The organism is Salinilacustrithrix flava (assembly GCF_041228405.1).
Taxonomy (GTDB): Bacteria; Actinomycetota; Acidimicrobiia; order Acidimicrobiales; family Salinilacustritrichaceae; genus Salinilacustrithrix; species Salinilacustrithrix flava.
On record NZ_CP133888.1, the window covers coordinates 1,966,767 to 1,991,936 of the forward strand.

The 25,170-nt window shown below is 69.3% G+C and carries 12 protein-coding genes and 1 tRNA gene; 12 read left to right on the forward strand and 1 reads right to left on the reverse strand.

The features are described 5' to 3' along the window. Positions 1–25 precede the first annotated feature (25 nt). The 3 genes from RGQ06_RS09840 (at position 26) to RGQ06_RS09850 (ending at position 12,508) form a co-directional block, all read left to right on the forward strand. On the forward strand, positions 26–1,171 hold the full coding sequence (locus RGQ06_RS09840) for a hypothetical protein (RefSeq protein WP_432426744.1): 1,146 nt from the start codon (positions 26–28) through the stop codon (positions 1,169–1,171). Positions 1,172–1,218: 47 nt separating this feature from the next. Next, positions 1,219–1,295, forward strand: a tRNA-Met gene (locus RGQ06_RS09845). A 464-nt stretch (positions 1,296–1,759) separates the two neighbouring features. Next, the gene (locus tag RGQ06_RS09850) at positions 1,760–12,508 is read left to right on the forward strand and encodes a calcium-binding protein (RefSeq protein WP_432426743.1); all 10,749 of its coding nucleotides are present in this window, start codon (positions 1,760–1,762) and stop codon (positions 12,506–12,508) included. A 445-nt stretch (positions 12,509–12,953) separates the two neighbouring features. Here the strand turns inward: RGQ06_RS09850 and RGQ06_RS09855 are convergent, their stop codons facing one another. Further along, positions 12,954–13,946, reverse strand: coding sequence for an integrase core domain-containing protein (locus tag RGQ06_RS09855; protein ID WP_432430660.1), 993 nt, complete (start codon positions 13,944–13,946; stop codon positions 12,954–12,956). A gap of 149 nt (positions 13,947–14,095) precedes the next feature. Between RGQ06_RS09855 and RGQ06_RS09860 the strand changes: the two genes are divergently transcribed. From RGQ06_RS09860 to RGQ06_RS09900, 9 genes are all read left to right on the forward strand, one after another. Beyond that, positions 14,096–14,899 carry a crotonase/enoyl-CoA hydratase family protein gene (locus tag RGQ06_RS09860; RefSeq protein ID WP_432430321.1) on the forward strand — a complete coding sequence of 268 codons (804 nt, stop codon included), beginning with the start codon at positions 14,096–14,098 and terminating at the stop codon, positions 14,897–14,899. A gap of 142 nt (positions 14,900–15,041) precedes the next feature. Continuing rightward, positions 15,042–15,548, forward strand: coding sequence for a pyridoxamine 5'-phosphate oxidase family protein (locus tag RGQ06_RS09865; protein ID WP_432430320.1), 507 nt, complete (start codon positions 15,042–15,044; stop codon positions 15,546–15,548). Positions 15,549–15,641: 93 nt separating this feature from the next. Beyond that, positions 15,642–16,439, forward strand: coding sequence for an enoyl-CoA hydratase/isomerase family protein (locus tag RGQ06_RS09870; protein ID WP_432430319.1), 798 nt, complete (start codon positions 15,642–15,644; stop codon positions 16,437–16,439). A 29-nt stretch (positions 16,440–16,468) separates the two neighbouring features. Then, complete coding sequence (locus RGQ06_RS09875) at positions 16,469–18,778, forward strand: CoA transferase (protein ID WP_432430318.1); 2,310 nt, start codon at positions 16,469–16,471, stop codon at positions 18,776–18,778. 76 nt (positions 18,779–18,854) lie between these two features. Next, complete coding sequence (locus RGQ06_RS09880; RefSeq protein WP_432430317.1) at positions 18,855–19,727, forward strand: enoyl-CoA hydratase-related protein; 873 nt, start codon at positions 18,855–18,857, stop codon at positions 19,725–19,727. Continuing rightward, entirely contained in the window at positions 19,724–21,391 is a 1,668-nt protein-coding gene (locus tag RGQ06_RS09885) for a long-chain-fatty-acid--CoA ligase (protein WP_432430316.1), read from the forward strand. The genes RGQ06_RS09880 and RGQ06_RS09885 overlap by 4 nt, the downstream gene beginning before the upstream one ends. Before the next feature lie 49 nt (positions 21,392–21,440). After that, the gene (locus RGQ06_RS09890; protein WP_432430315.1) at positions 21,441–22,682 is read left to right on the forward strand and encodes an acyl-CoA dehydrogenase family protein; all 1,242 of its coding nucleotides are present in this window, start codon (positions 21,441–21,443) and stop codon (positions 22,680–22,682) included. Beyond that, on the forward strand, positions 22,679–24,232 hold the full coding sequence (locus tag RGQ06_RS09895) for a hypothetical protein (RefSeq protein WP_432430314.1): 1,554 nt from the start codon (positions 22,679–22,681) through the stop codon (positions 24,230–24,232). Before RGQ06_RS09890 ends, RGQ06_RS09895 begins: the two co-directional genes overlap by 4 nt. A 55-nt stretch (positions 24,233–24,287) precedes the next feature. Next, on the forward strand, positions 24,288–25,163 hold the full coding sequence (locus RGQ06_RS09900) for an amidohydrolase family protein (protein ID WP_432430313.1): 876 nt from the start codon (positions 24,288–24,290) through the stop codon (positions 25,161–25,163). Positions 25,164–25,170: the final 7 nt, after the last annotated feature.

Below are 25,170 nucleotides of genomic sequence, written 5' to 3' on the forward strand. Positions count from 1 at the left end.
TGTGTGCAGGTACTGCGATCGGGAGATGACGAGCGCCACGGGGTGCGGCGAGCCCTCCGTCCGCATCGACGGCGAGGCCTTCCGGCGCCGGCCCTTCGGCACCGAGCGGGGCGGTGCGGGCCACGGTCGATGCGGCGACTGCGGGGTGGCGATCGGGCACGTGCACCACCCAGGGTGCGACGTCGAGCGGTGCCCGCGCTGTCGTGGCCAGGCGATCATGTGCGAGTGCTGCCACGACGACGTGGCCGTCGACGAGCTGGACCTGTGGTTCGATCACGACGAGGACCTTCCGCCTGTCGAGGACCCCGTGCTGCTCGCGCTCGACCCGTGGCCGCCAGGGGCGCGCCGGCGCGCGGCGCCGATCCTCCCGCTCAGCTCCCTCACGACGGTGCTCCGGTCCCGGCACGCCGAGCATCTGGAAGCGCTGGGTCAGCTCCGCGACCGCTCGGGTCCCTTCGACCATGACGTGGTCGCGATCGCCGTGGGCGTCCTCGGGGTGCACCGCGACGTCCAGGGTCGACTCCGCCTCCATCGGCCCGACGTCGCCGCGAGCGCGACCCGAGCGGTGCGCTGGCTCGAGGAGGCGCACGTCGACCCGGTGCCGAGCGTCCCTGCCGCGATCGCGGCGGTCCTGCGCCGGGAGCACGAGCTCGGTCGGCTCGATCCGGCGAGCGATCCCCTCGCCGCGCTGGTCGAGCCCCTCCACGCCCACCACGGCGTCGCGCCGGTGCCGGAAGACCACCTCTGCCAGTGCTTCGCACCTCATGAGCCGTGGCTCCCGACTGACCACCGGGTGCTGCAGGTGTGGACGGGTCACCGGGTGCACGCACGCTGCCCGGAGCCGATCGACGCCATCGCCGCAGGGAGGGCCCGAAGCGCGTTCTTCGACCAGCTCGGGTCCAGCGGCGGGGAGCGTCCGGGCGAGGACGAGGTGCCCTGCCTCCTCGGGTCCATCTGGGGGCCGCGCACCGTGGGCCCACTCTGGATCTTCGGCGATCCGTGCCGTCCGGGCCGCTACGACAACCTGTTCCTCGACAACGGCGGGACGCCGTACGTCGCCCGACCCGACCGTCGGTACCGCGATGGCTACCGGTGGGAGGAGGAGGCGCCGGGCATCGTGTTCAGCCGCTGGCGACCGGACCGCCGCTCCGCGCCCACGGGGATCGCCTGAGCCAGGTTGTGGCCCGGCGGGGGTCGTCGCTACATTCATCAGTCCGCCGCGGGGTGGAGCAGTCTGGTAGCTCGTCGGGCTCATAACCCGAAGGTCGCAGGTTCAAATCCTGCCCCCGCCACCAACTTGGTTGAGACATCGAGGCCCCGCTCCGGCGGGGTCTCGACGCGTCTGGGGTCGATTGTCCGGAGTCATCGCTGGGACGCCACCAGCCCCGCTGCTCAACGGGTCTAGTACGACCGGCGACGCAAAGTTGTGGGTCGAACCCTCCGATGTGACGACACGTGCGGCAGATGTGCCGCCTGAGGGCCGATTGGTCACACTCTCTGGTCGAGGGCTTCGGCCTTGAGCAGTTCAGGCGAATAGTGCGAGGACTTCGATGCCTACACCCGTTCGCCGCGCGGTGTCCCTTGAAAGATCAGCTGTGTAGACGTACGGTCGACGGGTTGCGATGAATGGGGGGCGGTGCGGGCGCACGGCGAGCACGAGAAGGGCAGTTGAGCTTCTTCTCCGCGTGCTGAATGGGCGACACCGGACATCCAGGGATCCTCGCAGCGCTCTGTTGACCACGAGCACCTGGAGAGCGACATGGCTGACGTTGATCCGAGAAGGCGGCGGATCGGGACCCGGGCTGCGGCGGGCGGTGCCTCCCTCGCCCTGTTCGCCTCTGTCCTGACCGTTGCTGCGCCGCCTGCGGCTGCTGCGGACCCCGGCGCCGCCGACATCACGACGACGCTCAACAGCCTGGCGACGTGGACCGAGGATCTGGGTTCCGTCGGTCAGCTCGGCGAGCAGCTGCCGGGTGTCCCGGCCAGCCCCGGCGCTGCCCTCGGGTTCGACTCGTTGCTCGACGGGTTCCTCGCCCCGCTCAGCACCGCAACCGTGTTCGACGATCTCAACTACGACGACGACATCGACCTCGGCGATGGCAGGACGGGACATCTCACGTCGGTGCTCACCGACGCCGCTGAGGGGGACAAGCAGCTCGACATCACCGTGACGGCCGAGACGACCCTCGCCGATCAGACGCTGTCCATCCCGCTGCCGATCGGCGCGGACAGCAACGCGCCGCAGTCGGCGTTCTCCTCCGTCGGTGGCGTCTCGCTGACCGTGTCGACCGAGCTGTCGTTCCGCCTGGTGTGGGAGGACGAGAGCCACAAGGTCGCGATCGTGGCCGACGGCACCACGCCGCGCGTCGATGTCGACGCCACCGCGACGATCGACGACCTCGCTGGCATGGAAGGCGCCATCGGCATCCTCGGGGTCAGCGTGGTCGATCCCAGCAACCTGGATCTCGCTGCCCACTTCACCTCCTCCGTCAGCGACCCGGACAACGACGGCCTCCTGTACTTCGACGCACCGACGGACGTCTCTGCCGAGCTCGCGCAGGAGGGGTCCCTCGCTGGCCTGGTGCAGATGGGCTTCGACACCGACCCCGGCCACCTCAACGGTTCCTTCCACCTGAACGCGGCCAGTGGCAACGACTTCTCGCTGTCGCTGCCCGAGGTCGACGCCACCATCACCGTCGCCTGGCCCGACATCTCCGACGTCTCCCAGCTCGACGTCACCGCAACCGGGATCGACTCGGTTGGCACGTTCCTCAACATGACGCCGCGGGACCTGGCCGGCGGCATCGGCCAGCTCACCAGCGCGCTCGCCGGCATCCAGAAGTCGGACGTCGGTGACCTGGAGCTGCCGTTCGTGAAGGGCAAGCTGTCCGACGCGGTGCGGATCAACGAGATCCTGCTCGAGTTCCTCGACGACCACACCGTCAGCGCCGAGGACGACCCCACCGCGGCGGGGACCCCCGACTTCGTGTCGATCCAGCAGTTCTTCGACCTGCTCGAGACGGTCAGCTTCGACGACGTGTCAGGAGCCGAGATCGGCGTGGCCGACGTCACCTACGACGACGCCACCAGCAAGCTGGCCTTCGACATCGGCCTGACCCGCAACGCACCGAGTGGCGTCCCACTCAACGGCGCCGGTGCCACGTTCTCCGGTGGCGGTGCGGCTGTCACGTTCGGTCCGGGTTCGCTCACCGACACGAGCCAGTCGTGGGAGACCGACCAGTTCGCCGGACATCGCGTCGTCGCCGGCACCTCGGGCGGCACCATCGCCAGCAACACCGACACGACGCTCGTGCTGGACCCCAACGGCTGGACACCGGTGCAGCCGACGGATGGCTCGGCCTACGCGATCTCGGGCATGCAGGGTGACATCGGCACCGTCCAGCTCGGTGACGGCCTCGAAGGCGGGGGCATCCGGGGTGCCAACGGCATGAACGCCACCGCCATCGTCATGCCGTCCTACGACGCCACCATCACCCTGGTCCTCGACCTGCAGGATCCCACGCTCCACGACCCGCCGCTCGAGGTGTCGAATCCGGACGGCACCACCTACCTCGCCAGCGCCACCCCGATCGGCGCCGACCGCGTGCTGCTCCGCACCGGCGACACCGCCCTGTTCAGCGCTGACTTCCCCATCGATGCCGGCATCGACATCTACGCCAACGCCGGGTTCCTCCAGGTCGAGCTGACGGGCGACGTGCAGATCGGCCCGACCAGCGGGAGCACCGACCCGATGCTGCAGGTGAACCTGAAGGACGAGGGCGACCTCACCTTCGGCGAGGTCGTCGACCTGCTGCTGAACGCCCCCGGCGACCTGCTCTCCGTCGACGTCAACGTCGGCGCCAGCGGCAGCGTCGCCGTCTCCGTCCCCGACGCGCCCGACTTCCTGGGCTCCGGCAGCGCCTCTGCCACGTTCACCTGGAACGATCTCAACCAGACCAGCGGCACCGACGGCCCGCAGTTCGAGGTCAGCGACCTCGACGAGTTCCTCTCGTTCGACTTCGACCCGGACAACCCTCGGGCCCTGTTCTCGGTGATCCTCCAGACGCTGCAGGTCCTGAGCTCCTCGCTCGCGGACACCGATCCTGGTGGCCCCGCTGCCATCTTCAGCGAGCCGATCCCGGTCGTGGGGCGCTCCATGCGCGACCTGCTGCGCACGGACGAATCCGGCAGCGGACCCGACGTCACCTACGGGGCCGACACGCTCACCCACGCCGGCAAGACGTTCCCGGCGTCGCTCGCCGGTCGCACCATCATCGTCGGCACCCAGGTCGGTCTCATCGAGTCGGCCAGCGGCGACACCTTGATCATGGCCTCAGCCTGGGACACCGAGCCGGCGGGCGGCGCCACCTACGTCGTCCGCTCCGAGCTCGACGACGCCATCTCGTACCTGCAGTCCGCTCCGGCAGACAACCTGCAGGAGCTCGTGCGGACGCTCGACGAGCGACTGGCCGGGACGCCCCTGTCCTTCGAGTACGACCCGGGCACGGGCTTGATCCTGCAGCTCGACTGGGAGCGCACCTTCCAGACCAGCTCGCCGGTCAACTTCAGCTTCGACCTCGGCGGCACCGACTACGACGTCGCAGGCCTGGCCAGCACTGGATCGGTGCAGATCGCCGCGGGCGGCCACGTCCAGGTGGGCATCGTCGTCCCGCTGCCGTCCGGACCCGGGGCCAGCGGTCCTGCGGATGCCACCGAGCTGCAGATCCTCGACGACTCCAGCATCGGCGTCAGCCTCGACACCGACATGAGCGACGCGAGCTTCGTGTCCACCCTCGGGCCGCTCAAGCTGGCCCTGGGCGATCCGACCGGGGGCGACAAGGCGACGGCCAAGGCGAGCTACTCGATCGACCTCGCCCACGGCTCGCCGGCCGGGAGCCCCGTGTCGTTCGCCGACTTCGTCGACAACGTCGACGCGTCCCTGAACGACTCGAGCAGCCCGGTCGACTGCGGACTGCCCGACGCCGCCACCGACCTCGCCCTGTGCGCCCACTTCCCGCTCTACCTCAGCACCGACGGTGGCTCCAGCTACGAGAAGGTGATCGCCGAGCCCGGTGAGAACGCCTTCGCCATCCGCCTGCCCAAGGACGGTGCCGACCACGCCGACCACTTCGACCTCTCGGGTCCCCAGATCGACGGGCACGACCGGCTGGAGACGCCTGATGCGACGGAGCTGGCGGCGGCGATCGCCGCGAACATCATCGACTTCACCCAGCTCGACGGCATCGACGACTACTTCCGGCTCGTCGAGACGGCCCTGCGCACGGCCAGCTTCGGCGGCAAGCTGCCGCTGATCGGCGAGGACCTCCAGCAGGGAGCCGACTTCGTCGGTGAGATCCGCGCGGCCGTCGACGAGGCACTGGCCGCCCTTCCTGCCGACGGGGACCTCGGGTCCACTCAGGGGGTCCGCGACTGGGTCAACGATGAGCTCGACGCGGCCCTGGACAGCGCCGGCGTCAACCCTGAGATCGCCGCGGTCGACGTGCGCTGCCAGTCCGTGCTGCTTCCGCCCGGCGGCGTCACCGTCACCCCGCAGAGCGATGATGGCGACACCGGCAACGACATCGAGTACAGCTACGCAGTCGAGTCGTACCAGCTGAACGCCGACGGAGAACGCGAGTACACGCAGCTCAGCAGCCCCGGCACCACGACGGTGGGCGAGGACGACCTGGCCGCGCACCCCAACGACGTCACGTGGGATCCGGCCGATGGTGCCGCCGGCTACCGGGTGTTCCGCGACGTCGGTGGCTCCTATGAGCTGGTCGGTGAGACCACGTCCACGTCGTTCACCGACGACAGAAACACCACCCTGGGCGACGCCCCCGAGCACCCGGCGGAGAACCCCCAGCGCGTCGACTGCGACTACGTGGATCTCGAGTCGGTCCGCATCATCCTCGACGTCCACGAGGGCTCGTTCAACGGCGACGGTGACCTCGACTGCACCGATCCTGCCGATCCGTGCATCGAGCTGGCCTCGGTGCCGCTCGACATCGGCCTCCCCGGCCTCTCCCTCGAGGGCAAGGACGGCGGGGGTCCTGCGGTCGACCTCGGGTACCGACTCCACGTGGAGTTCGGGGTCAACAAGGACGCCGGCTTCTTCGTCGACACCAACGGCGTGAACGACGACGACGACGCGCCGGAGGTGGCGCTCGGCCTCAACTTCACGCTCCCGGAGACGATCACCGCCCGTCTCGGGTTCATCTCCGTCACCGCCGAGAACTGCCTCGACGGCATGGCCGGCTGCTCCGACGCACCCGCCACGCCAGCCCCGTTGTTCGCAGGCACCTTCGGCATCGACCTCACCAGCCCTGACGCCAACGGTGAGCTCACGCTCGCCGACCTCGCCGACTCCTCGTTCGACTCGCTCTACGACGTCAAGCTGTCCGCCGATCTCGCGCTGAACTGGCGGCTGAAGGCCGCGCCGGGCGACGACGTCGGCTTCCCCGGCATCCAAGCGCAGTTCGCCATGGGCTGGAGCTGGGACGACGAGACCGTCGACGCCGGGGCCCCGACCGTCGAGTTCAAGAACGTGGGCATCGACGCCGGCGCCGTGTTCGGGGAGATCCTGGGACCGGTCGTCAACCAGATCAAGGAGGTCACCAGTCCGCTCGACCCGGTCATCAAGACGCTGTACGCGCCGATCCCGGTGCTGTCGGACCTCAGCCGCCTCGTGGGCGGCGACGACGTCACCATCGTGTCGATCGCCAAGGCCTACAGCACGCTGTCGGGCGGTCCCGATCTGACCTTCATCGACACCATCGCCGGGGTCGTCCAGTTCATCAACGAGATGCCCGAGTGCACGGCGGACTGCTTCATCCCGATCGGTGCGTTCACGATGGACGGCAACCAGCTGCTGAACACCCCGGCGACACCGGACAACACCGAGAACCGCATCGCCACCAAGACCCCGGAAGGTGGTGGTGGCTCGTTCAGCTCGCTCACCGGCGCGCTCGACAGCAAGGCCGACAGCTCGGCCGACATCGCTGCGCTGGGCGATGCCGCCGGGTTCTCGTTCCCGCTCTTCGAGCAACCCCAGACGATCTTCAACGTGATCCTCGGCGGCGACGTCGACCTCATCAAGTTCGACTCCGGACCGCTCACCCTGGCCTTCGACTGGCGGCAGTCGTTCGGGCCCGTGTACGCACCACCGCCGGTGTTCGTGACCATGCACGGCTCGGCGTCGGTCTCCCTGCGCATCGTCGCCGGGTTCGACACCTACGGAATCCGCAAGGCGATCGAGCGGGTGAAAAACGATGAGACCTTCGACATCGCCGCCGTCGGCGACGTCTTCCTCCAGAGCCTGTTCTTCTACACGACCGAGAACGGCACACCCATCCCGGTCGTGACCTTCAGCGGCCAGATCGCGGCGGGCGCCGAGGTGAGCGCCGTGGTCATCAAGGTCGGAATCGAGGGCGGGGTCGCGTTGACCGTGTCGTTCCTGTGGAACGACCCGAACGCGGACGGCAAGTTCCGGATCAGTGAGTTCGCCCAGGCGGCGCTGAACAACCCGATCTGTCTGTTCACCGTGTCCGGTCAGCTGTCTGTGTTCCTCAAGGCCTACGTGACCGTTGGCGTGTCGCCGTTCTCGGTCAGCTTCGACTTCACCATCGTCAACGTGGTGCTGCTCGACTTCAACGCGCAACCCGACTGCGATCCGCCGCCACCGGAGCTGGGTGGCTTGACCGACGACGGCACGACCCTCGTGGTCTACGCGGCAGGCCTCGACGGCCCACGCGGATCGGACTACCTCGACCAGGAGAAGGAGACCATCAAGGTCACCTCGCTGCACGACTACCCCGAGACCGGTGATCCGACCTTCACCGGGGTGTCCGTCGCCATGCTCGGCATCCGGCGGGAGTACCGGAACTCGAACATCGAGCGGGTCATCGTCGACGGTCGCGGCTATGGCGGGAAGATGAACGTCATCTTCCAGGGCGACGGCGAGGAGCAGGGCAACGACTCCGGCGCGGAGCTGCCGGCGACAGCCCAGTTCGCGCTCGACTCCATCGTCTTCGGCGGGAGCAACGACGACACGATCAAGACCGGCATCGGGAAGTCGTGGGTCGACGGCGGCGCCGGGAACGACATCATCGTCACCGGCGACCGGACCGTGCTCAACCCCGCCAAGGACGACTACCTCCGTCCCGATGCCGCTGCCTACGTGGCCGGCGGACCGGGCGACGACAACATCACCGTCGGCAACGGCGACGACGTCATCGCCGGCGACTCGAGCCTCTCGTACGAGCCGGTCTCGCTGACGCTGAAGGAGCTGATCAACGACGGTCGCGAGGGCGGCGACCCCACCGGGGGTGACGGTGAGGGAGGCGCCACGGTGTCGGTGCCCGACTGGGAGACCTTCAGCGGACCCGGCGCCACGGAGGCCGGCACCGACGGCACCGACACCGTCCGTGTCGGCCTCGGCGAATCCACGGCCTACGGCAACGGCGGGATCGACACGCTGAGCGTCGCGCCCGACAACTCGCTGATCCTCTCGCGGCCCGACGACACCGCGCTCTTCGCGTCGAAGGGCGCCAGGCTGGTCGGCGGCACCGGCAGCGACAGCTTCTCGGGCGGCGCTCACGACGACGTCATCATCACCGGGCCCGACGAGGGCGGTCTCGTAGACGAGCCCGACGCCGACGGCGGCGTCGACGACGGGAGCACCAACACCGTCGACACCGGCACCGGCAGCGACATCGTCTACGGCAGCACCGGCCAAGACTTCGTCGTCGCCGGCTCCCTCCCCGACCAGAACGCGAACATCCGCGGTGGTGCCGGCGAGGACGTCCTCGTCGGCGGCTACGGCGAGGACACCGTCTTCGGTGGACCGGGCAACGACTACGTCATCGCCGAGCCATCCGACGTCGGACCCGCCGGCCCTGACGACGGCTTCGGCCCGTCACGCGCCGTCAGCCACCGGGATCTGCCCGATGGTGTGGCACCGGCCTACAAGGTGCTCGTCGGTGGCACCGGCAACGATCACATCTTCGGTGGCGACGGCGGTGCCGACATCGACGGCGACGGCTACAACCAGACGGACCGGTGCGGGCCCGGCGACCCGGTGGCGTCGGACCCCGTGGACGAGACCATCAACACGCCCGAGGACGGCAACGACAAGATCATCGGCGGCTCAGGCGTGGACAACATCCGCGCCGGCGGCGGCAACGACCTCGCCGAAGCAAAGGGTGACGACGACCAGGTGTGCGGCGAGAGCGGCAACGACACGCTTCGCGGTGGCGCTGACGATGACCAGGCCTGGGGTGGTTCGGGCAACGACATCCTCTACGGCGATGCCGGCGACGACGACCTGTTCGGCAACAACGACAACGACACCGTCTACGGCGGCGCTGACAACGACGTCATCGAGGGCAACGACGGGACCGACTGGGTGTCCGGTGGCTCCGGCGACGACGTCATCCTCGGCGGCACCCGTGCCGCTGGCCGGGCCGACCAGAACGACTTCCTGTTCGGCGACGTGGGCGACGACACCATCATCGGGGACAACGGCGACATCGTGGACAGTCGCTGGTACCCCCTCGACCTGGACGGCGCCACACCCGGCGCAGGCGGCCCCGACCTGATCTTCGGCGGTTCCGATCCCGACGTCCTCTACGGAGGCCTGGACGGCGACGTCATCTTCGGCGGGGATCACGACGACCAGCTCGAGGGGAACAACGGCTCCGACAGGGTCTACGGCGGCGACGGTGCGGACAACATCATCGGTGGCAGCAGCGAGATCGCCTCGGGTGCGGGCCTCGATGCGGTCGGGCGTCCCGACGTCGGCGACGAGATCCACGGAGACGCGGGCGACGACGTGATCGCCGGCGACAACGCCATCATCACGGACAACCCGGACGACGGCGCCGGCCACCCCGCGACGCGGGCCCGTGGCCTGACCACCGAGCGCGACGTCCAGCTGCTCGACCTCGGCTTCAGTCCGACGCCGGGCACGTCCGGCGACGACATCATCCGCGGCAACGGCGAGACCGACGTCGTCTTCGGTCAGGGCGGATCTGACGAGATCCGCGGGCTCACCGGCGACGACTACCTCGAGGGTGGCCCGGGCGTCGACTTCCTCTACGGCGATTCGGGTGCCGACGACATCGTCGGCGGCAGCTCCACGATCCAGACCGGCGTGGTCGCCGAACAAACGGCCACCGGCCAGCCCGACGAGGGCGACCACATCGAAGGCGGTGGCGGCAGCGACGTCGTGATCGGCGACAACGGCATCATCCGCCGTGACCTGCCGCCGAGCGACCTCACCCAGGGACGCGGGATCACCGAGCGGACAGTTCACCTGTACGACCTCGGTGACGCCCCTGTCGCGAACACGTCCGGAGACGATCTGATCCTGGGCGACAACGGCGAGGACGTGCTGCTCGGCCAGGACGGGCACGACCGCATCAAGGGCATCGACGGCGACGACTACGTCGAGGGAGGGCCCGGTCGAGACTGGCTCGAGGGCAATGACGGCCACGACGACATCGTGGGTGGCAGCTCGACCATCCACGGCGACGACACCGGCGACGGTGCCGACGGTCAGCCCGACGCCGACGACGTGATCTTCGGCGGCGACGGTGACGACGTCGCGACCGGCGACAACGCACGCATCACCCGAGTCGAGCCGTTCGACCCGCGCACCGAGCGCATCGGCACCGACGGCGAGCTGATGGACGGACGCTCGCTGCGGTTCCTGGACCTGTCCAACGATCCGGACGGATACTTGACGACGCCGTCGACAGACCGCTTCGGGCCTGACCTGATCTCCGGCGGTGCGGGTGTCGACGTGCTGATGGGCCAGGACGGCAACGACCGCATCTCCGGCGGTGCCGACGACGACTACGCCGAGGGCAACGGCGGTGCCGACAGCATCTGGGGCGACCTCCGCCTCGACCAGGTGCCCGTCTCGCTCCCCGCTGTCACCTGGCCGGGCACTCCGAGCGTGGATGAGGAGCTCCACGGCGGCTCGGTTGTCGACGGTCAGGACGACCTCATGGGCGGCAGCTCACGCGAGGGCTTCCGCGATGCCGGGGATGTCATCTACGGCGGCGGCGAGGCCGACTTCATCCTCGGCGACAACGGCACCATCCGACGGCTCATCGATGACGATGAGGGCACGCTGTCGAACCGGATCTACGCCAAGCGGTATCCGACGCCAGCACCGGCTGACGCGGCGTACATCCGGGTCAGCGCGGAGGGGTTGCCAAGCACGCGGTTCTGCTCCGAGGCCAACGCGCCGACCTGCGAGCCGGCTGGCGCTCATGGCGCCGACCGGCTCTTCGGCGAGAATGGCGACGACGTCATGTACGGCCAGGACGGCAACGACGAGATGTACGGCGGCGCCGGCGACGACGACATGTACGGCGAGCTCGGCGACGACGAGCTGTACGGCGAGCTCGGCGACGACGCCATGGTCGGCGACCGTGGCGGCATCGTGAGCCAGTACGAGGACGGCAACCGCGAAGTGAACCTCTCCTACAACCAGGTGCCGAAGATCGAATACGACGGGTTCCTCGAGGGCTCCGTCACCCGGGTCGTCGACCTCCAGCACGACGTGAACGGCGACGTCTTCGTCGACAACGACGGCAACGAGATCGACTCCCAGGCGGTGGGGCCGGACAAGATGCCCTTCGACGGCGTCGCCTTCGGCGGCAACGACCGCATGCGCGGCGGTGCAGGCAAGGACGCCATGCACGGTGGCGTCGGTGACGACCTCATGAACGGCGACAGCGGCGGCGACACCCTCTTCGGAGGCGACGGCGCCGACGTCATGTGGGGCGGCAAGGGCTGCGACCCGGCCATCGACACCATCGGGCAGTCGCCCGACTGCTACGTCGATGGCGAGTTCGTTCCCTCCGCCCGAGGGGACGACGACCGCATGGTCGACTACCTCTTCGGCGGCAAGGGTGCCATCAGCGGCCCGTCGACCGATCCCGACACGGGTGTGCTCGGGTCCGACATCCTCGACTGGCGCCCGCGCGGCGGCTACGACGACTGCGTGTCCGAGGACTGGCCGGTCACGACCGGCACCAAGAAGGCCCTGGTCACCAACGACCCGTGCATCTGGTTCGAGATGACCGATATCGACGACGACGACGTGGTGACCAATCAGCACCACCAGGGAATCGACTGGATCTACGGCGGTTGGGACCGCGACATCCTGCAGGGCGACGTGGCCGACAACGGCCCGAACCCCGGGGACCGGCTCCTCGACTGGAACGGCGCGTACAACCTCTACACGCACTGCAACGCCGCCTACGGCGGATTCAACGACGTACGCCAGCACAGCCCCGACATGCGGAGCTTCCTGCATGCCTGGGCGTTCACGCTCGGAGCAGGACTCGTCCCCGATGACGTGTTGGATCCGTCAACGTCAGCGTTCAACGAACTGGCCCTCGTCTACAACACAGACGCCAAGGACCACGGCTCAGGCAAGGCGTTCCCGAGCACGCCGGGCCACTTCGACGACCCGAACGCATGCGCTCCATGAAGCCGGTAGCTGAAGCTGCCGTATGGGACGTCCCAGCCGTCCGGCACGCTCGAGATCATGGACGGTCAGACCACGTTTGTGCGATGCGAGGCGACGCCCTGCTTCCCAACCGGTGTGCACCCCGGGTGTGCAGACCCGCTGAACAGGGCTGACGCCGTTCAGGCACGGCTGCTGGCCGCAGTCGCCGGTGCCCCCGCCACCATCGAAAATGCAGGTCAGGCCCCACTCTTCGGAGTGGGGCCTTCTGCTTTTCGGCCGTCTTCCGACGGGTCCTCCAACGGACCTGTCCGGGACTCCGTGCGGTCAGGTGGGTGCCTTCCAGGTGCGCCGGGGCAGGACAGCGAGAAGTCGTCCGCCAGCGGCGCGCACGAGCGGTGCCGATTCGCTCGGACCTAGGGCTTCCAGGCCGGGGTTCGAGGTGACAGATGGGCCCTGTGGTTGATGGTCATGCTGCTTGGCGGCGGCGGTGGGTGTCGAGGATCTCGGAGGGCTTGCGGCCGGCCATGTAGTCGCCGTGGTTGCGTCGCCGCGTGTTGTAGCGGATCAGCCAGGCGTTGGCTTCGGCCTGGAGCTGGCGGACCGAGTTGAAGTGGCGTCGGTGGAACGCTGGCCGCCAGCACTCCTGGAGCATCGTGCCCTGGAACCGTTCGCACACGGCGTTGTGGTTCGGTGAGCGGGGCGGGATCCGGACGTGGTCGATGCCGATCTCGGCGAGGTGGTGCCGGAACGCGAGTCCCTTGTACTCGGGTCCGTTGTCGGACAGCACCCGCCGGAGCGGGATCCCAAGGCGGCGCATCGTGGTGCGGACGTGGTCGATGAAGCGGATCGTGTCGGCGGTGGTGACCGGCCCGATGATGAGCTTCACGATCGCCCATCGGGTGCAGGTGTCCACGGCGGTGAGTTGGTACACCTTGCCCACGCCTTTGAGGTTGCCGATGTAGAAGCTGTCCACGGCCACGAGATCGCCAGGGTGGCCGGCCCAGTGGCAGAACCCGAACGGCTCGCCCAGCGCTTCGGTGACCGGTTCGGTAATGATCCCGGCCAGCGCAGCGATTGCCGCAGCCCGGGCGATGCGTTGGCGGCGCCGACCCAGGCCGTGGTCGACCAGAATCCGCTGCACGGTCGTCTTGCCGATCTCATAGCCCAGCTCCTGGAGCCGGTCGGCGAGCTGGCGGCAGCCGAGCGTCGGCTCGACTACGGCAACGGCGAGCAGGTCGGCGACCACGTGGGTCGGGGTCTCGCTGGGCTGGGCCGGGCGGCGCCGGTCTCTGGGCCACAGCGCCTCGAGCCCGTAGAGCTCGGAGGTGTTCTTCCATTCGTAGTAGCGGGTGCGGGACACGCCGATCTGGCGGCAGGCGGCGGAGATGTTGCCGAGTTCTTCAGCGAGATCAAGCAACCGGACGCGCCGGTGGTAGATGATCTCTGCAGAGGTGGTCATGGTGATGGGTTCCTTTGGATCTGTGGAAGGAACCACAGGGTCCATCACCAGGCCCCTCTGTAGAGGGACCTGCAACCTCAACCCCCGGACAGCAAGACCTAGGGTCGGCCCGCTCGCAGGAACCGTCAGCGCACCAGGAGACCCCGCACATGTCTGATCCCGCCGTCATCGTCGAGAAGGACGGGCACCTCCTCACCGTCACGCTGAACCGTCCGGAGAAGCGCAATGCCGTCAACTGCGAGGTGATGTGCCGCCTGTTCGACGCCTGGCAGCAGCTCGACGAGGACGACGACCTGCGCACCGTGATCCTCACCGGCAACGGCACGACGTTCTGCGCAGGCATGGATCTCGGTGACATCGAGAAGCTCCGTCGGGGCGTACCCGAGAACGAGTGGATGGAGCGGGTGATGGGCGACAAGCGCATCGCGCTGGGTGCCTTCCTCAAGACCTACCGCCCCACCAAGCCGGTGATCCTCGCCGTCGAGGGCTTTGCCCGCGCCGGCGGCACCGAGATCCTGCAGGGCACCGACATCCGCGTCGCCGGCCAGAGCGCCGTCTTCGGCGTCACCGAGGTGCAGCGGGGTCTGTTCCCGATGGCGGGATCGGCGGTGCGGCTGCGGCGCCAGATCGGCTACGCCGTGGCCGCCGAGATGCTGATCACCGGCGAGGACCTGCCGGCGTCCCGAGCGCTCGAGCTCGGGCTGGTGAACCACGTGGTTCCCGACGGCCAGGCCGTCGCCAAGGCGCGCGAGATCGCTGAGCGGATCTGCAAGAACGGCCCGCTCGCGGTGAAGGCGATCGTTGCCACGCTGCGGGAGACCGAGACCCTCCCCGAGGAGGAGGCGTTCCAGATCGAGCAGCGGTACGGCTCCGCGGTCATGTCCTCCGAGGACGCCAAGGAGGGGCCGCGGGCGTTCCTGGAGAAGCGGGAGCCGGTCTTCCGGGGCGTGTAGCGCGCATCCGTCCGGCCCGTCCGGGAGCGCCCTTCCAGCGATTGAGCGAGGCGGCGGAGCAGGGAAGCCGTGACGTCGGGCACCATGGCGGCCAGAAGTCGCACACGACCTCGCGCTCGCGCGAGCAGCCGGAAGGAAGACGATGGGTACGAACCAGCGATCCCGGATCACCATGTCCGACGAGGAGATCACGCAGTTCCTGGAGCAGAACCGGACGGCGACGATGGCGACCATCGGCCCCACCGGGCACATCCACCTGGTGGCGATGTGGTACGCCGTGATCGACGGCAAGATCTGGTTCGAGACCAAGGCCAAGTCCCAGAAGGTGGCCAACCTCCGCCGGGATGCCCGCATCAGCGTCTCCATCGAGAACGGCGCGACCTACGACCAGCTCCGTGGGGTGTGCATCGAGGGCGACGCCGTGGTCAGCGAGGATCCCGACGAGATCTGGACGGTCGGGGTCAAGGTGTGGGAGCGCTACACCGGCCCGTACACCGAGGAGAGCCGACCGATGGTCGAGGCGATGCTCGCGAAGCGCGTCGGCGTCCGGGTCGACCCCGTCCGCATCCGCTCGTGGGACCACAGCAAGCTGGGGATGCCCGCCATGGAGCTCGCCGGCTCCACCGCGCCGCACGTCAGCCCGCGCTGAACCGAGCGCAGCAGACAGGGTCTGCTTGCCCCGCAATGGAACGCGTTCTAGTGTGACGCCTGTCAGCCACGGGGGGACGACGAGGGGACAGACGTGCTGCGAATCGAAGACACCGATCGTGTCCGTCTCCTCCAGCTGGACCGCGCCGACGCGCTCAACGCCTTCAACGAGGCGCTCTATGACGCCCTGACCGACGCGCTGCTCGAGGCGGATGACGATCCTTCCGTTGCTGTCGTCGTGCTCACCGGCACCGGCCGGGCCTTCTCGGCCGGCACCGACCTGCTCGAGATGGCCGGGATGAGCGACGGCACGACCACGCTCGGTCGGCACGGGTTCAGCGGGCTGATCGACACGCTCACCGAGTTCGGCAAGCCCCTGATCTGCGCCGTGAACGGGCTCGGTGTCGGCATCGGCGCCACCGTCCTCGGCCTGTGCGACCTCGCGTTGATGTCCACCGACGCGCGCTTGAAGTGCCCCTTCGCAAGCCTGGGCGTGGCTCCCGAGGCCGCGAGCAGCGCGACGTTCCCCGCCCTCGTCGGACGGCAGCACGCCATGTGGGCGCTGCTGAGCTCGGAGTGGCTCAGCGCCGAGGAGTGCCTCGACATGGGCCTGGTGTGGAAGCTGTGCCCACCGGGCGAGCTGCTGGACACGGCGATGCACCACGCGCGGCTCCTGGCTCGTCTGCCGATCGCGTCGCTGGTGGAGGTCAAGAGGACCGTCGTCGAGCCGATGCGGCCGGCGATCCGTGAGGCACGCGAGCGGGAGAACGAGGCGTTCCGCCGCCTGCTGGGATCACCGGCGAACGTCGAGGCGCTGACGGCGTTCGCCGAGCGTCGCGATCCCGACTTCGTCGCGGTCGAAGCCGCGACGGCACGACAGGGCCAGACGTGAGTGAAGGCTCGAACAGTCCGCTGTCGTGGATGCGGGTCCTGGACCTGACCGACCTGCGGGGCGCGCTGTGCGGCCGCATGCTCGCCGACCTCGGCGCCGACGTGGTGAAGGTCCTCGCACCCGATCACCAGCCCGTGGGCGACGCAGTCCTCGCCCACGCCTACCGCAACGCCAACAAGTCGGGCGTGACGCTCGACATCCACCAGCCCGACGGTCGGCAACGCCTCGGCGAGCTGCTCGCCGGCGCCGACGTGGTGATCGAGAACCTCCACGCCGACGAGCGCGTCGCGCTCGGCCTCGACGCTGAGTCGCTCGAGCGCGATCACCCGCAGGTGGTCAGCGTGGCGCTGACCGATCTCGGTCTCGACGGTCCGCGTGCCGGCTGGCGCTTGGAGCCGCTGCCGGCGCTGGCCTCGTCGGGTGCGCTGCACGCCAGCGGCTTCCCGGATCTGGCGCCGTGCTCGGCACCGGGCTACCTGGCGCACGACTGCGCATCGGTCTACGGGATCGTCGGCGCGTTGGCCGGGGTGCTCGACCGTCGCCGCCACGGGCGAGGCCAGCAGGTCGAGATCAGCGTGCAGGAGGCCGCGCTGGCCGGCACCAACGTCTGGTCGCTCTGCCTCGAGGACTACAAGAGGATCACTCCGCACCTGCCGAGCGAGGGCACCCGCAACGCGGAGGGCAACTACTGGGTGCTGCCGGCGAGCGACGGCTGGGTGCGCACGGTCATCGGCAGTCCCAAGCAGTGGGAGGGCTTCGTCCACCTGCTGCGTGACGACCCCGTGCTCAGCGGGGACGAGTGGAACGACTCCGCCTTCCGGTTGATGAACTCGGATGTGATCCGGATGCTCGCCCAGGAACGGCTCACCGACCGAAGCCGCAAGGAGCTGTTCGAGGAGGCGCTGGAGCTGCGCACGACGATCGGGGTGCTCCACCAACCCTCGGAGTTCGTCGCCCACCCCCAGACCCGAGCCCGGCAGCTCTTCGACACCTCGGGTCGGGCGGGCCCGGTCGATGCGCCGATCGCCACGTTCCCGGTCACGCTGTCGGCGACGCCGGCGTCGCTGCGTCGCCCCGCGCCGGAGGCGGGTGCCTCCAGCGGTTTCGCCGCCCGCTCGGCGGAGCCCGACGCCGCCCCGCTGGAGGGCGAGCTGCTCCTCGAGGGCGTCCGGGTCGTCGAGTTCGGTGTCATGGCCGTCGTGCCCGAGATGTCGATGGTGCTGTCCGAGCTGGGCGCGGAGATCATCCGGGTCGAGTCGGTGGCCCGTCCGGACGGCCTGCGCTTCGCCGGCGGCAGCGGAGACCTGGACAAGTCATTCGCGTTCAACGCCGAGAACCGCGGTCACAAGAGCGTGACCATCGACTTGACCAGCCAGGAAGGCCGCGATCTGGCCTTCCGGCTGAGCACCAGCGCCGACATCGTCGCGGAGAACATGCGCGGCGGCGTCATGGAGTCCCTCGGCCTCGGCTACGAGCGGATGCGCGAGGTCAAGCCCGACCTCATCTACGCGTCGTCACAGGGCTACGGGCGGGGCGGGCCGCTGGGGGAGATGCCGGCGTACGGACCGCTCAACTCGGGCTTCGCCGGCGTGCACGTGCTCTGGAACCACCCCGATGCCCCGTATCCGTGCGGCACGTCGTTGAACCACCCCGACCACATCGCCGGGAAGCTCTTGGCGGCTGCGGTGCTGGCGGCGATCGACCACCGCCAGCGAACCGGCGAGGGGCAGCACCTCGACATGGCCCAGACCGAATCGGCTGCGTACCTGCTCGGCGAGGTCTATCTCGGCGCCGGCCTCACCGGGCGGGACCCCGAACCACGTGGGAACCGCCACCCCGACCACGCGCCGCACGGCGTGTACCCGAGTGCGGGCGACGACCGCTGGGTGGCCATCGCGGTGTGCGACGACGACGCGTTCGATCGGCTGTGCCGAGCCGTCGGGTGGGGGACCGATCCGGCCCTCGCGACCGCCGAAGGTCGCCTCGCGGCACGCGACGAGCTGGACGGCCGCCTCTCCGAGTGGACGGCGACCCGCACCGGCGAGGACGCCGCCGAGGTGCTCCAGGCTGCCGGTGTCTCGGCCATGCCGGTCATGGGTCCGAACGACCACCACGCCGATGCGCACCTCGCCGCGAGGGAGTTCATCGTCACGCTCGAGCATCCCGCCGTCGGTCGGGAGCGGCACGTGGGCAACCCCGTGCGGATGTCGCGACTCGAGCAGCGCACCGCGGAGAGCGCGCCCTGTCTCGGCGCGGACACCGCTGAGGTGCTCGGCCGGGTGCTGGGTCTGCAGGCGGGCGACCTCGAGCGACTCACCGAGGCCGGCGTCCTGCGCTGATCGGCGCCGGTCAGCCTCGAACGCACCATCCAGAACGTGATCGACAACCATCCACCGGACAGCGAGGACAGGGCGAATGAGCGATGCCATCCACTACCCGAACTACACCGTCGTGGCGGTCGACGAACCGTCTCCCGGGGTCCGGCGTGTCACCCTCAACCGACCGGACAAGCGCAACGCGCTGAACCACCCGCTGCGGGGCCAGCTGCTGCAGGCGCTCCGTGAGGGAGATGCTGACCCCGAGGTGCGGGTGCAGATCGTCCGCGGTGCCGGCCCCAGCTTCTCGGCGGGGTACGACCTCGCCGGCGGCAACGAAGGCCACGAGATGCCCTACTACACGCCGGGTGGCGACGGGAGCTGGCCCCGGCACGTCACCGAGGGCTGGATGAGCATCTGGGACCTGGCCAAGCCGGTGATCGCGCAGGTCCACGGCTACTGCCTGGCCGGCGGCAGCGAGCTGGCGACCTGCTGCGACCTCGTCTACGTCGCGGAGGACGCGCAGATGGGGTACCCCGCAGTGCGCTTCGGCGTGCCCGACATGCACTTCCACGCCTGGTTCCTCGGGATGCGCAAGGCCATGGAGATGATGATCACCGGAGACTCGATCTCCGGTCTCGAAGCCGTCGAGAAGGGATGGGCGAACGCCGCCTTCGACGTCGACGAGCTCGACGAGCGGGTGATCGAGATCGCCGCGAAGATCGCCCGGGTCCCGACCGACGTCGTGCAGCTCAACAAGCGGATCGTCCACCGCGGCATGGAGATCATGGGGTTGCGCACCGCGATCCGGTCGGGCACCGAGCTCTGCGCGCTGGGCACGCACCAGCAGAGCATGCACGAGTTCACGTCCGCGGTCCGGGAGGAGGGGCTCACCGCTGCCCTGTCCCAGCGCGACGGTGGGTTCGGCGACTACCGCACCGCCGAGGCACAGCCCCGCGAAGCATCGTCGTGACCGACGTCAGCGTCGCCGACCTGCTCCTGGCCCGCCGCGACGACCACAAGACCGGGCTCGTCTTCGAGGACGACTCGTGGACCTGGGCCGAGCACGTGCAGGAGTCGGCGGTCCGCGCGGCATGGCTGTCCGCGCTTCGGGCGCCGGGACCGTTCCACGTCGCCGTGCTGCTCGACAACGTCCCCGACTACTCGTTCCTGCTCGGTGCGGTGTCGCTCAACGGTGGGGTGGTCGTCGGGGTGAACCCCACGAGGCGCGGCGAGGAGCTCGCCCGCGACCTGCGCAGGACCGACTGCCAGATGATCGTCACCGAAGGGAAGTACCTCGAGGACCTCGCCGACCTCGACCTCCCCTTCGATCGCGACCGGATCTTCGACGTGGACTCCCCGGCCTACGCCGAGGCGCTCGACGGGTTCCGTGGCGCCACGCCCCCGGAGTCGGTCGACGCGGACCCGGGTGACCTGATGATGCTGATCTTCACCTCCGGCACCAGCGGTGATCCGAAGGCGGTGCGCGTCACCCACCGGAAGATCGCGGGACCGGGCGTCGGTCTGGCGGCGCGGGGGATGATGACCCGCGAGGACGTCTCGTACCTGAGCATGCCGATCTTCCACTCCGCCTGCGTCATGGCCGGCTGGGCGCCATCGCTCACGACGGGCGCCACCATGGTGTTCAGGCGGAGGTTCTCCGCGTCCGGCTTCCTCCCCGACGTCCGCCGCTACGGCGTGACCTTCTTCCACTACGTCGGCAAGCCGCTCTCGTACGTCCTGGCGACGCCGGCCGAGCCCGACGACTTCGACAACACGCTTCGGATGGCGAACGGCAACGAGGCTGCGGACCTCGACATCGAGAGGTTCGCCCGGCGCTTCGGCTGTGAGGTCCGGGACGGCTTCGGCTCGACCGAGGGCGGGGTCACGGTGGGGCGGACCCCGGACACGCCACCCGGTTCGATCGGGGTGCTCGGGGAGGGCGTGGAGATCCTCCACCAGGCCACCGGGGAGCCGGTGCCCACGGGCGAGTTCGATGCCGATGGCCGTCTGCTGAACCCCGACGAGGCGATCGGCGAGCTGGTCAACATGCGGGGCTCCGGGTCCTTCGAGGGCTACTACGAGAACGAGGGCGCCGACGCCGAGCGGATGCGGGGTGGGATGTACTGGAGCGGCGATCTCGCCTACCGCGACGCAAGCGGGTTCGTGTACTTCGCAGGTCGGACGATCGAGTGGCTCCGGGTGGACGGCGAGAACTTCGCGGCCGCACCCGTCGAGCGCATCCTCGCCCGACATCCCGCCGTGTCGCAGGTGGCCGTGTACGCGGTGCCGTCTGCCGACGTCGGCGACGAGGTGATGGCGACGCTCAAGCTCCACACCGGTTCCTCGTTCGATCCCGTCGACTTCGTCGAGTTCCTCGAAGGCCAGGCCGACCTGGGCACCAAGTGGTTCCCGAGCTTCGTCCGCATCGCGAGCTCGCTGCCCGAGACCCAGACGAACAAGGTGCTCAAGCGGGTCCTCGCCAGGGAGGCGTGGGCCACGGCAGATCCGGTCTGGTGGCGGCCCGACCGTCGCGAGGTCGCGCTCCGGCAGATGACCGATGCCGATGTCGACGAGCTGGCCGAGCAGCTCAGCGCTCGCGGCCGGGCGCACCTGCTGGTGGGACGCAACGCCTAGAACCAGATTCTGACTATCGCGACCCGAGGGTCAAGGAGATGAGGAAGAGATGGACTTCCGTGAGGAGCCGGAGCTCGTGCAGTTCCGCCAGGAGGCTCGCGCGTGGCTCGAGGCCAACCGACCGACGGACCGGGGGGCGACGCGCACCGGCAGCAGCCTGAGCGACGCCCACAGCGAAGCCGAGCTGGCGCACGTGGAGCGGTGCAAGGCGTGGCAGCGCACGCTGTACGACGCCGGTTGGGCGGGGATCACCTGGCCCCAGGCGTACGGCGGCCGTGGTGGTACGGGGATGCAGCAGGCGATCTTCGCCGAGGAGGAGGCCAAGGTCGGTGCGCCGCAGGGGATCTTCGCGGTCGGCATCGGGATGGCGGGTCCGACGTTGATCGCGCACGGAACCGACGAGCAGAAGCAACGGCACCTCGGGCCGACGTTGCGAGGTGATGAGGTCTGGTGCCAGCTGTTCAGCGAGCCGGGCGCCGGCTCCGACCTGGCCGGGCTCTCCACCCGGGCCGAGCTGGACGGCGACGAGTTCGTCGTGAACGGCCAGAAGGTGTGGACCTCGGGTGCCCACTACAGCGACTTCGGCATCCTGCTGGCTCGCACGAACCCCGATGCCCCCAAGCATCGCGGCATCAGCTACCTGCTCCTCGACATGCGCACCCCGGGGGTCGAGGTGCGACCGTTGCGCCAGATCACCGGCGCCGCCCACTTCAACGAGGTGTTCCTGACCGACGTGCGGATCCCGGCTGACCGGGTCGTCGGCGATGTCAACGCCGGGTGGGGGGTGGCCATGACCACCCTCACCAGCGAGCGGGCGCTGATCGGCGGTGGCCGGGGTGGCCGGGACGTGTTCGGCTCGCTCCATGCCACGGCGAAGCGACACGGCCGCACCGACGATCCCGTCGTGCGCCAGGACCTCGCCCGGGCCCACACCCACCTCCAGCTGATGTCCTACCTGGGCATGCGGGCTCGCACCGCCGTGAGCCAGGGCAAGCCGCCCGGGCCCGAGGTGTCGGTCATGAAGCTGGCCCACTCCCAGAACTCGGCCATGTACGCCAACCTGGCCCTGGCCCTCGAGGGCAGCTGGGGCATGCTCGCCCGTGGCGACGAGGACATCGAGGCCTGGCACGAGAACTTCCTCGGGCACTGGGCTGGCCGCATCGGCGGCGGCACCGACCAGGTCCAGCGCAACGTGCTGGGTGAGCGCGTGCTCGGCCTGCCCGGGGACATCCGGGTCGACAAGGACCTCCCGTTCCGCGAGGTCTCCAGAGCTGCAGGAGGCACCCGATGAGCACCGCCGATCCCGCCCGCACCCCGGTGCTGGTCGGTTCCGCCCAGTGGGAGGACCGCACGCCTGCGCCGCCCGACGTCGAGCGACCGCTGGACGTGCTCGCACACGTCGTCCGCTCGGCCGCCGACGATGCCGGACTCGGCGACCTCGCCGCGATCGACACCGTCGGGTACATCCGCACGTCGGGCTGGGAGGTCACCAACGTCGGCGACGCACTGGCCCGGACGCTGGGCATCCCCTCGGTCCGCTCCGTCGACGTCGGCGGAGGCGGCGAGGTCGGTGTCAGCGGCATCAACTGGCTGGCTCGCCAGATCGTCGAAGGCAGCACCGGGGTGGCCGTGCTGGCCGGCGTGCACCGCATGCGCTCCCAGGAGCTGGCCGCTCGCAAGGGGCTCGAACTGACCTGGCAGGACCACTCCGAGGGCGAACCGACCTACCTCGGCCGTCGTGGCTATCCCGTGCCGGGCAGCGAGGAGTACGAGCGGGCCTCGGGGATCATGAACGTCGAACGAGCGGCCGGCCTGGAGGCACCGCCCCACATCTACCCGTTGTTCGAGAACGCGCTGGCCCACCACCTCGGCCACAAGCCGGGCGAGCACCGAGAGGTCGTGGGTCGGCTCATGTCGCGGTTCACCGAGGTGGCGGCCGCCAACCCCCACGCCTGGTACCCGAACTTCCGCAGTCCCGAGGAGCTGATCACCCCGACGCCGTCCAACCGGATGGTGGCGTTCCCCTACACGAAGTACCTCAACGCCATCCTCCAGACCGACCAGTCGGCGGCGCTGATCCTCATGTCCGAGCAGCGGGCCCGCGACCTGGGGATCCCCTCGGACCGCTGGGTGCACTGGTGGGGAGGCCATGGCGCCGCCGAGGAGGCGTGGTTCCCCTCCACGCGTCCCGACTTCGCTGCGTGCCCGTCCATGCTCGACAGCCACCTGGGCGCGCTCGAGCTGGCCGGCCTCACGATGGACGACGTCGACCTGATCGACTTCTACAGCTGCTTCGCAGCACCGGTGGAGATGGCGTGCCGGATGCTGGGTCTGTCGGTCGACGACGAGCGGGGCTTCACCCTCACCGGCGGCCTGCCCTACGGCGGGGGACCGGGCTCGGCCTACACCCTGCACTCGCTGGCCACCATGGTCGACCGCGTCCGCGAGCAGCCCGACGCCACGGCGATGATCACCGGCAACGGCTTCTACCTGACCAAGCACGCGGCCAGTCTGTGGTCGGGTCGCCCCCGCCCGGGCGGACCGCCACAGGGCGCCGAGCCCGAGCGGTACTCCGGGCACCTCGAGCACGCACCGGTCGTCCCGGTCGTGCGGGCCGGAGCGGGAACGGTGGAGACCTTCACCGTGGTGCACGCCCGAGACGACAGCCCCGGTCGCCTGATCGCCATCGGTCGCTTCGACGACGCGCCGGACGAGCGCTTCCTCGCCAACGGCCTCGGCTGGACCGTCGAGGACCTGGACGTCATCGAGCGCGACGGCTTCGTCGGCCGGCGTGTGGACGTACGGGTCGTCGACGGAGCGTGCGCGATCCCACCGGAGTGACACCTGATCCCGTTCGCGTGCGCCTGCGCGCGACCATCCCGAAGGAGCAGAGCGAGTGAGCATCCCTCCCGACATCAAGATCGTGGATCCGGGCATCGGCTTCCCCCACCAGAGCATCGAGGAGAAGGTCGCGACCTACGACTTCTTCCGCCCGCTCCTCAAGGACCGGCAGAGCCGCGAGGACTTCGAGTTCCCGGCGCAGTACATGTTCAAGGACGTGCCCGACATCGTGGATCCCGGCGAGGACCCCGTGGCCTGGACCGTGGCCCAGATGGACGCGTTCAACATCGACATCGCCATCACCGGCGCGACGGAGAAGGGGATCCGGGCCAAGCAGGAGCACCCGGGTCGCTTCTACCTGTCAGGGCGCGTCGACCCCAACGACGGCATGGAGTCGCTGCGGCGGATGGAGCAGCTCAAGGCCGACCACGACATCGTCTCGGTCTCCTGCTTCCCGTCAGGGACGTTCCCGCAGGTGGCGGTGAACGACAAGAAGATGTACCCGATCTACGCGAAGTGCGTGGACCTGGGGATCCCGATCTGCATCAACGGGGGCATCGTGGGTCCGCGGATGCCGAGCTGGCCGCAGTACGTGGAGCACTTCGACGAGGTGCTCTACGACTTCCCCGAGCTGACGATGGTCATGATGCACGGGGCGGAGCCGTGGACCGCGCTGGCGGCGAAGCTCATGCTCAAGTGGCCGGGCCTGCACTACATGACCAGCGCCTTCGCCCCGAAGCACTACCCGAAGGACATCATCGACTTCGCCAACTCGCGCGGGGCGGACAAGGTGTTCTACTGCGGGTACTTCCCCGCGGGCCTCAGTCTCGAGCGCCAGTTCAGCGACATGCCGGACGTCCCCTTCAAGGACCACGTGTGGCCCAAGTTCCTCCGAGAGAACGCGCTCCGCGTCTTCGGCATCCCGACCTGACGCCACG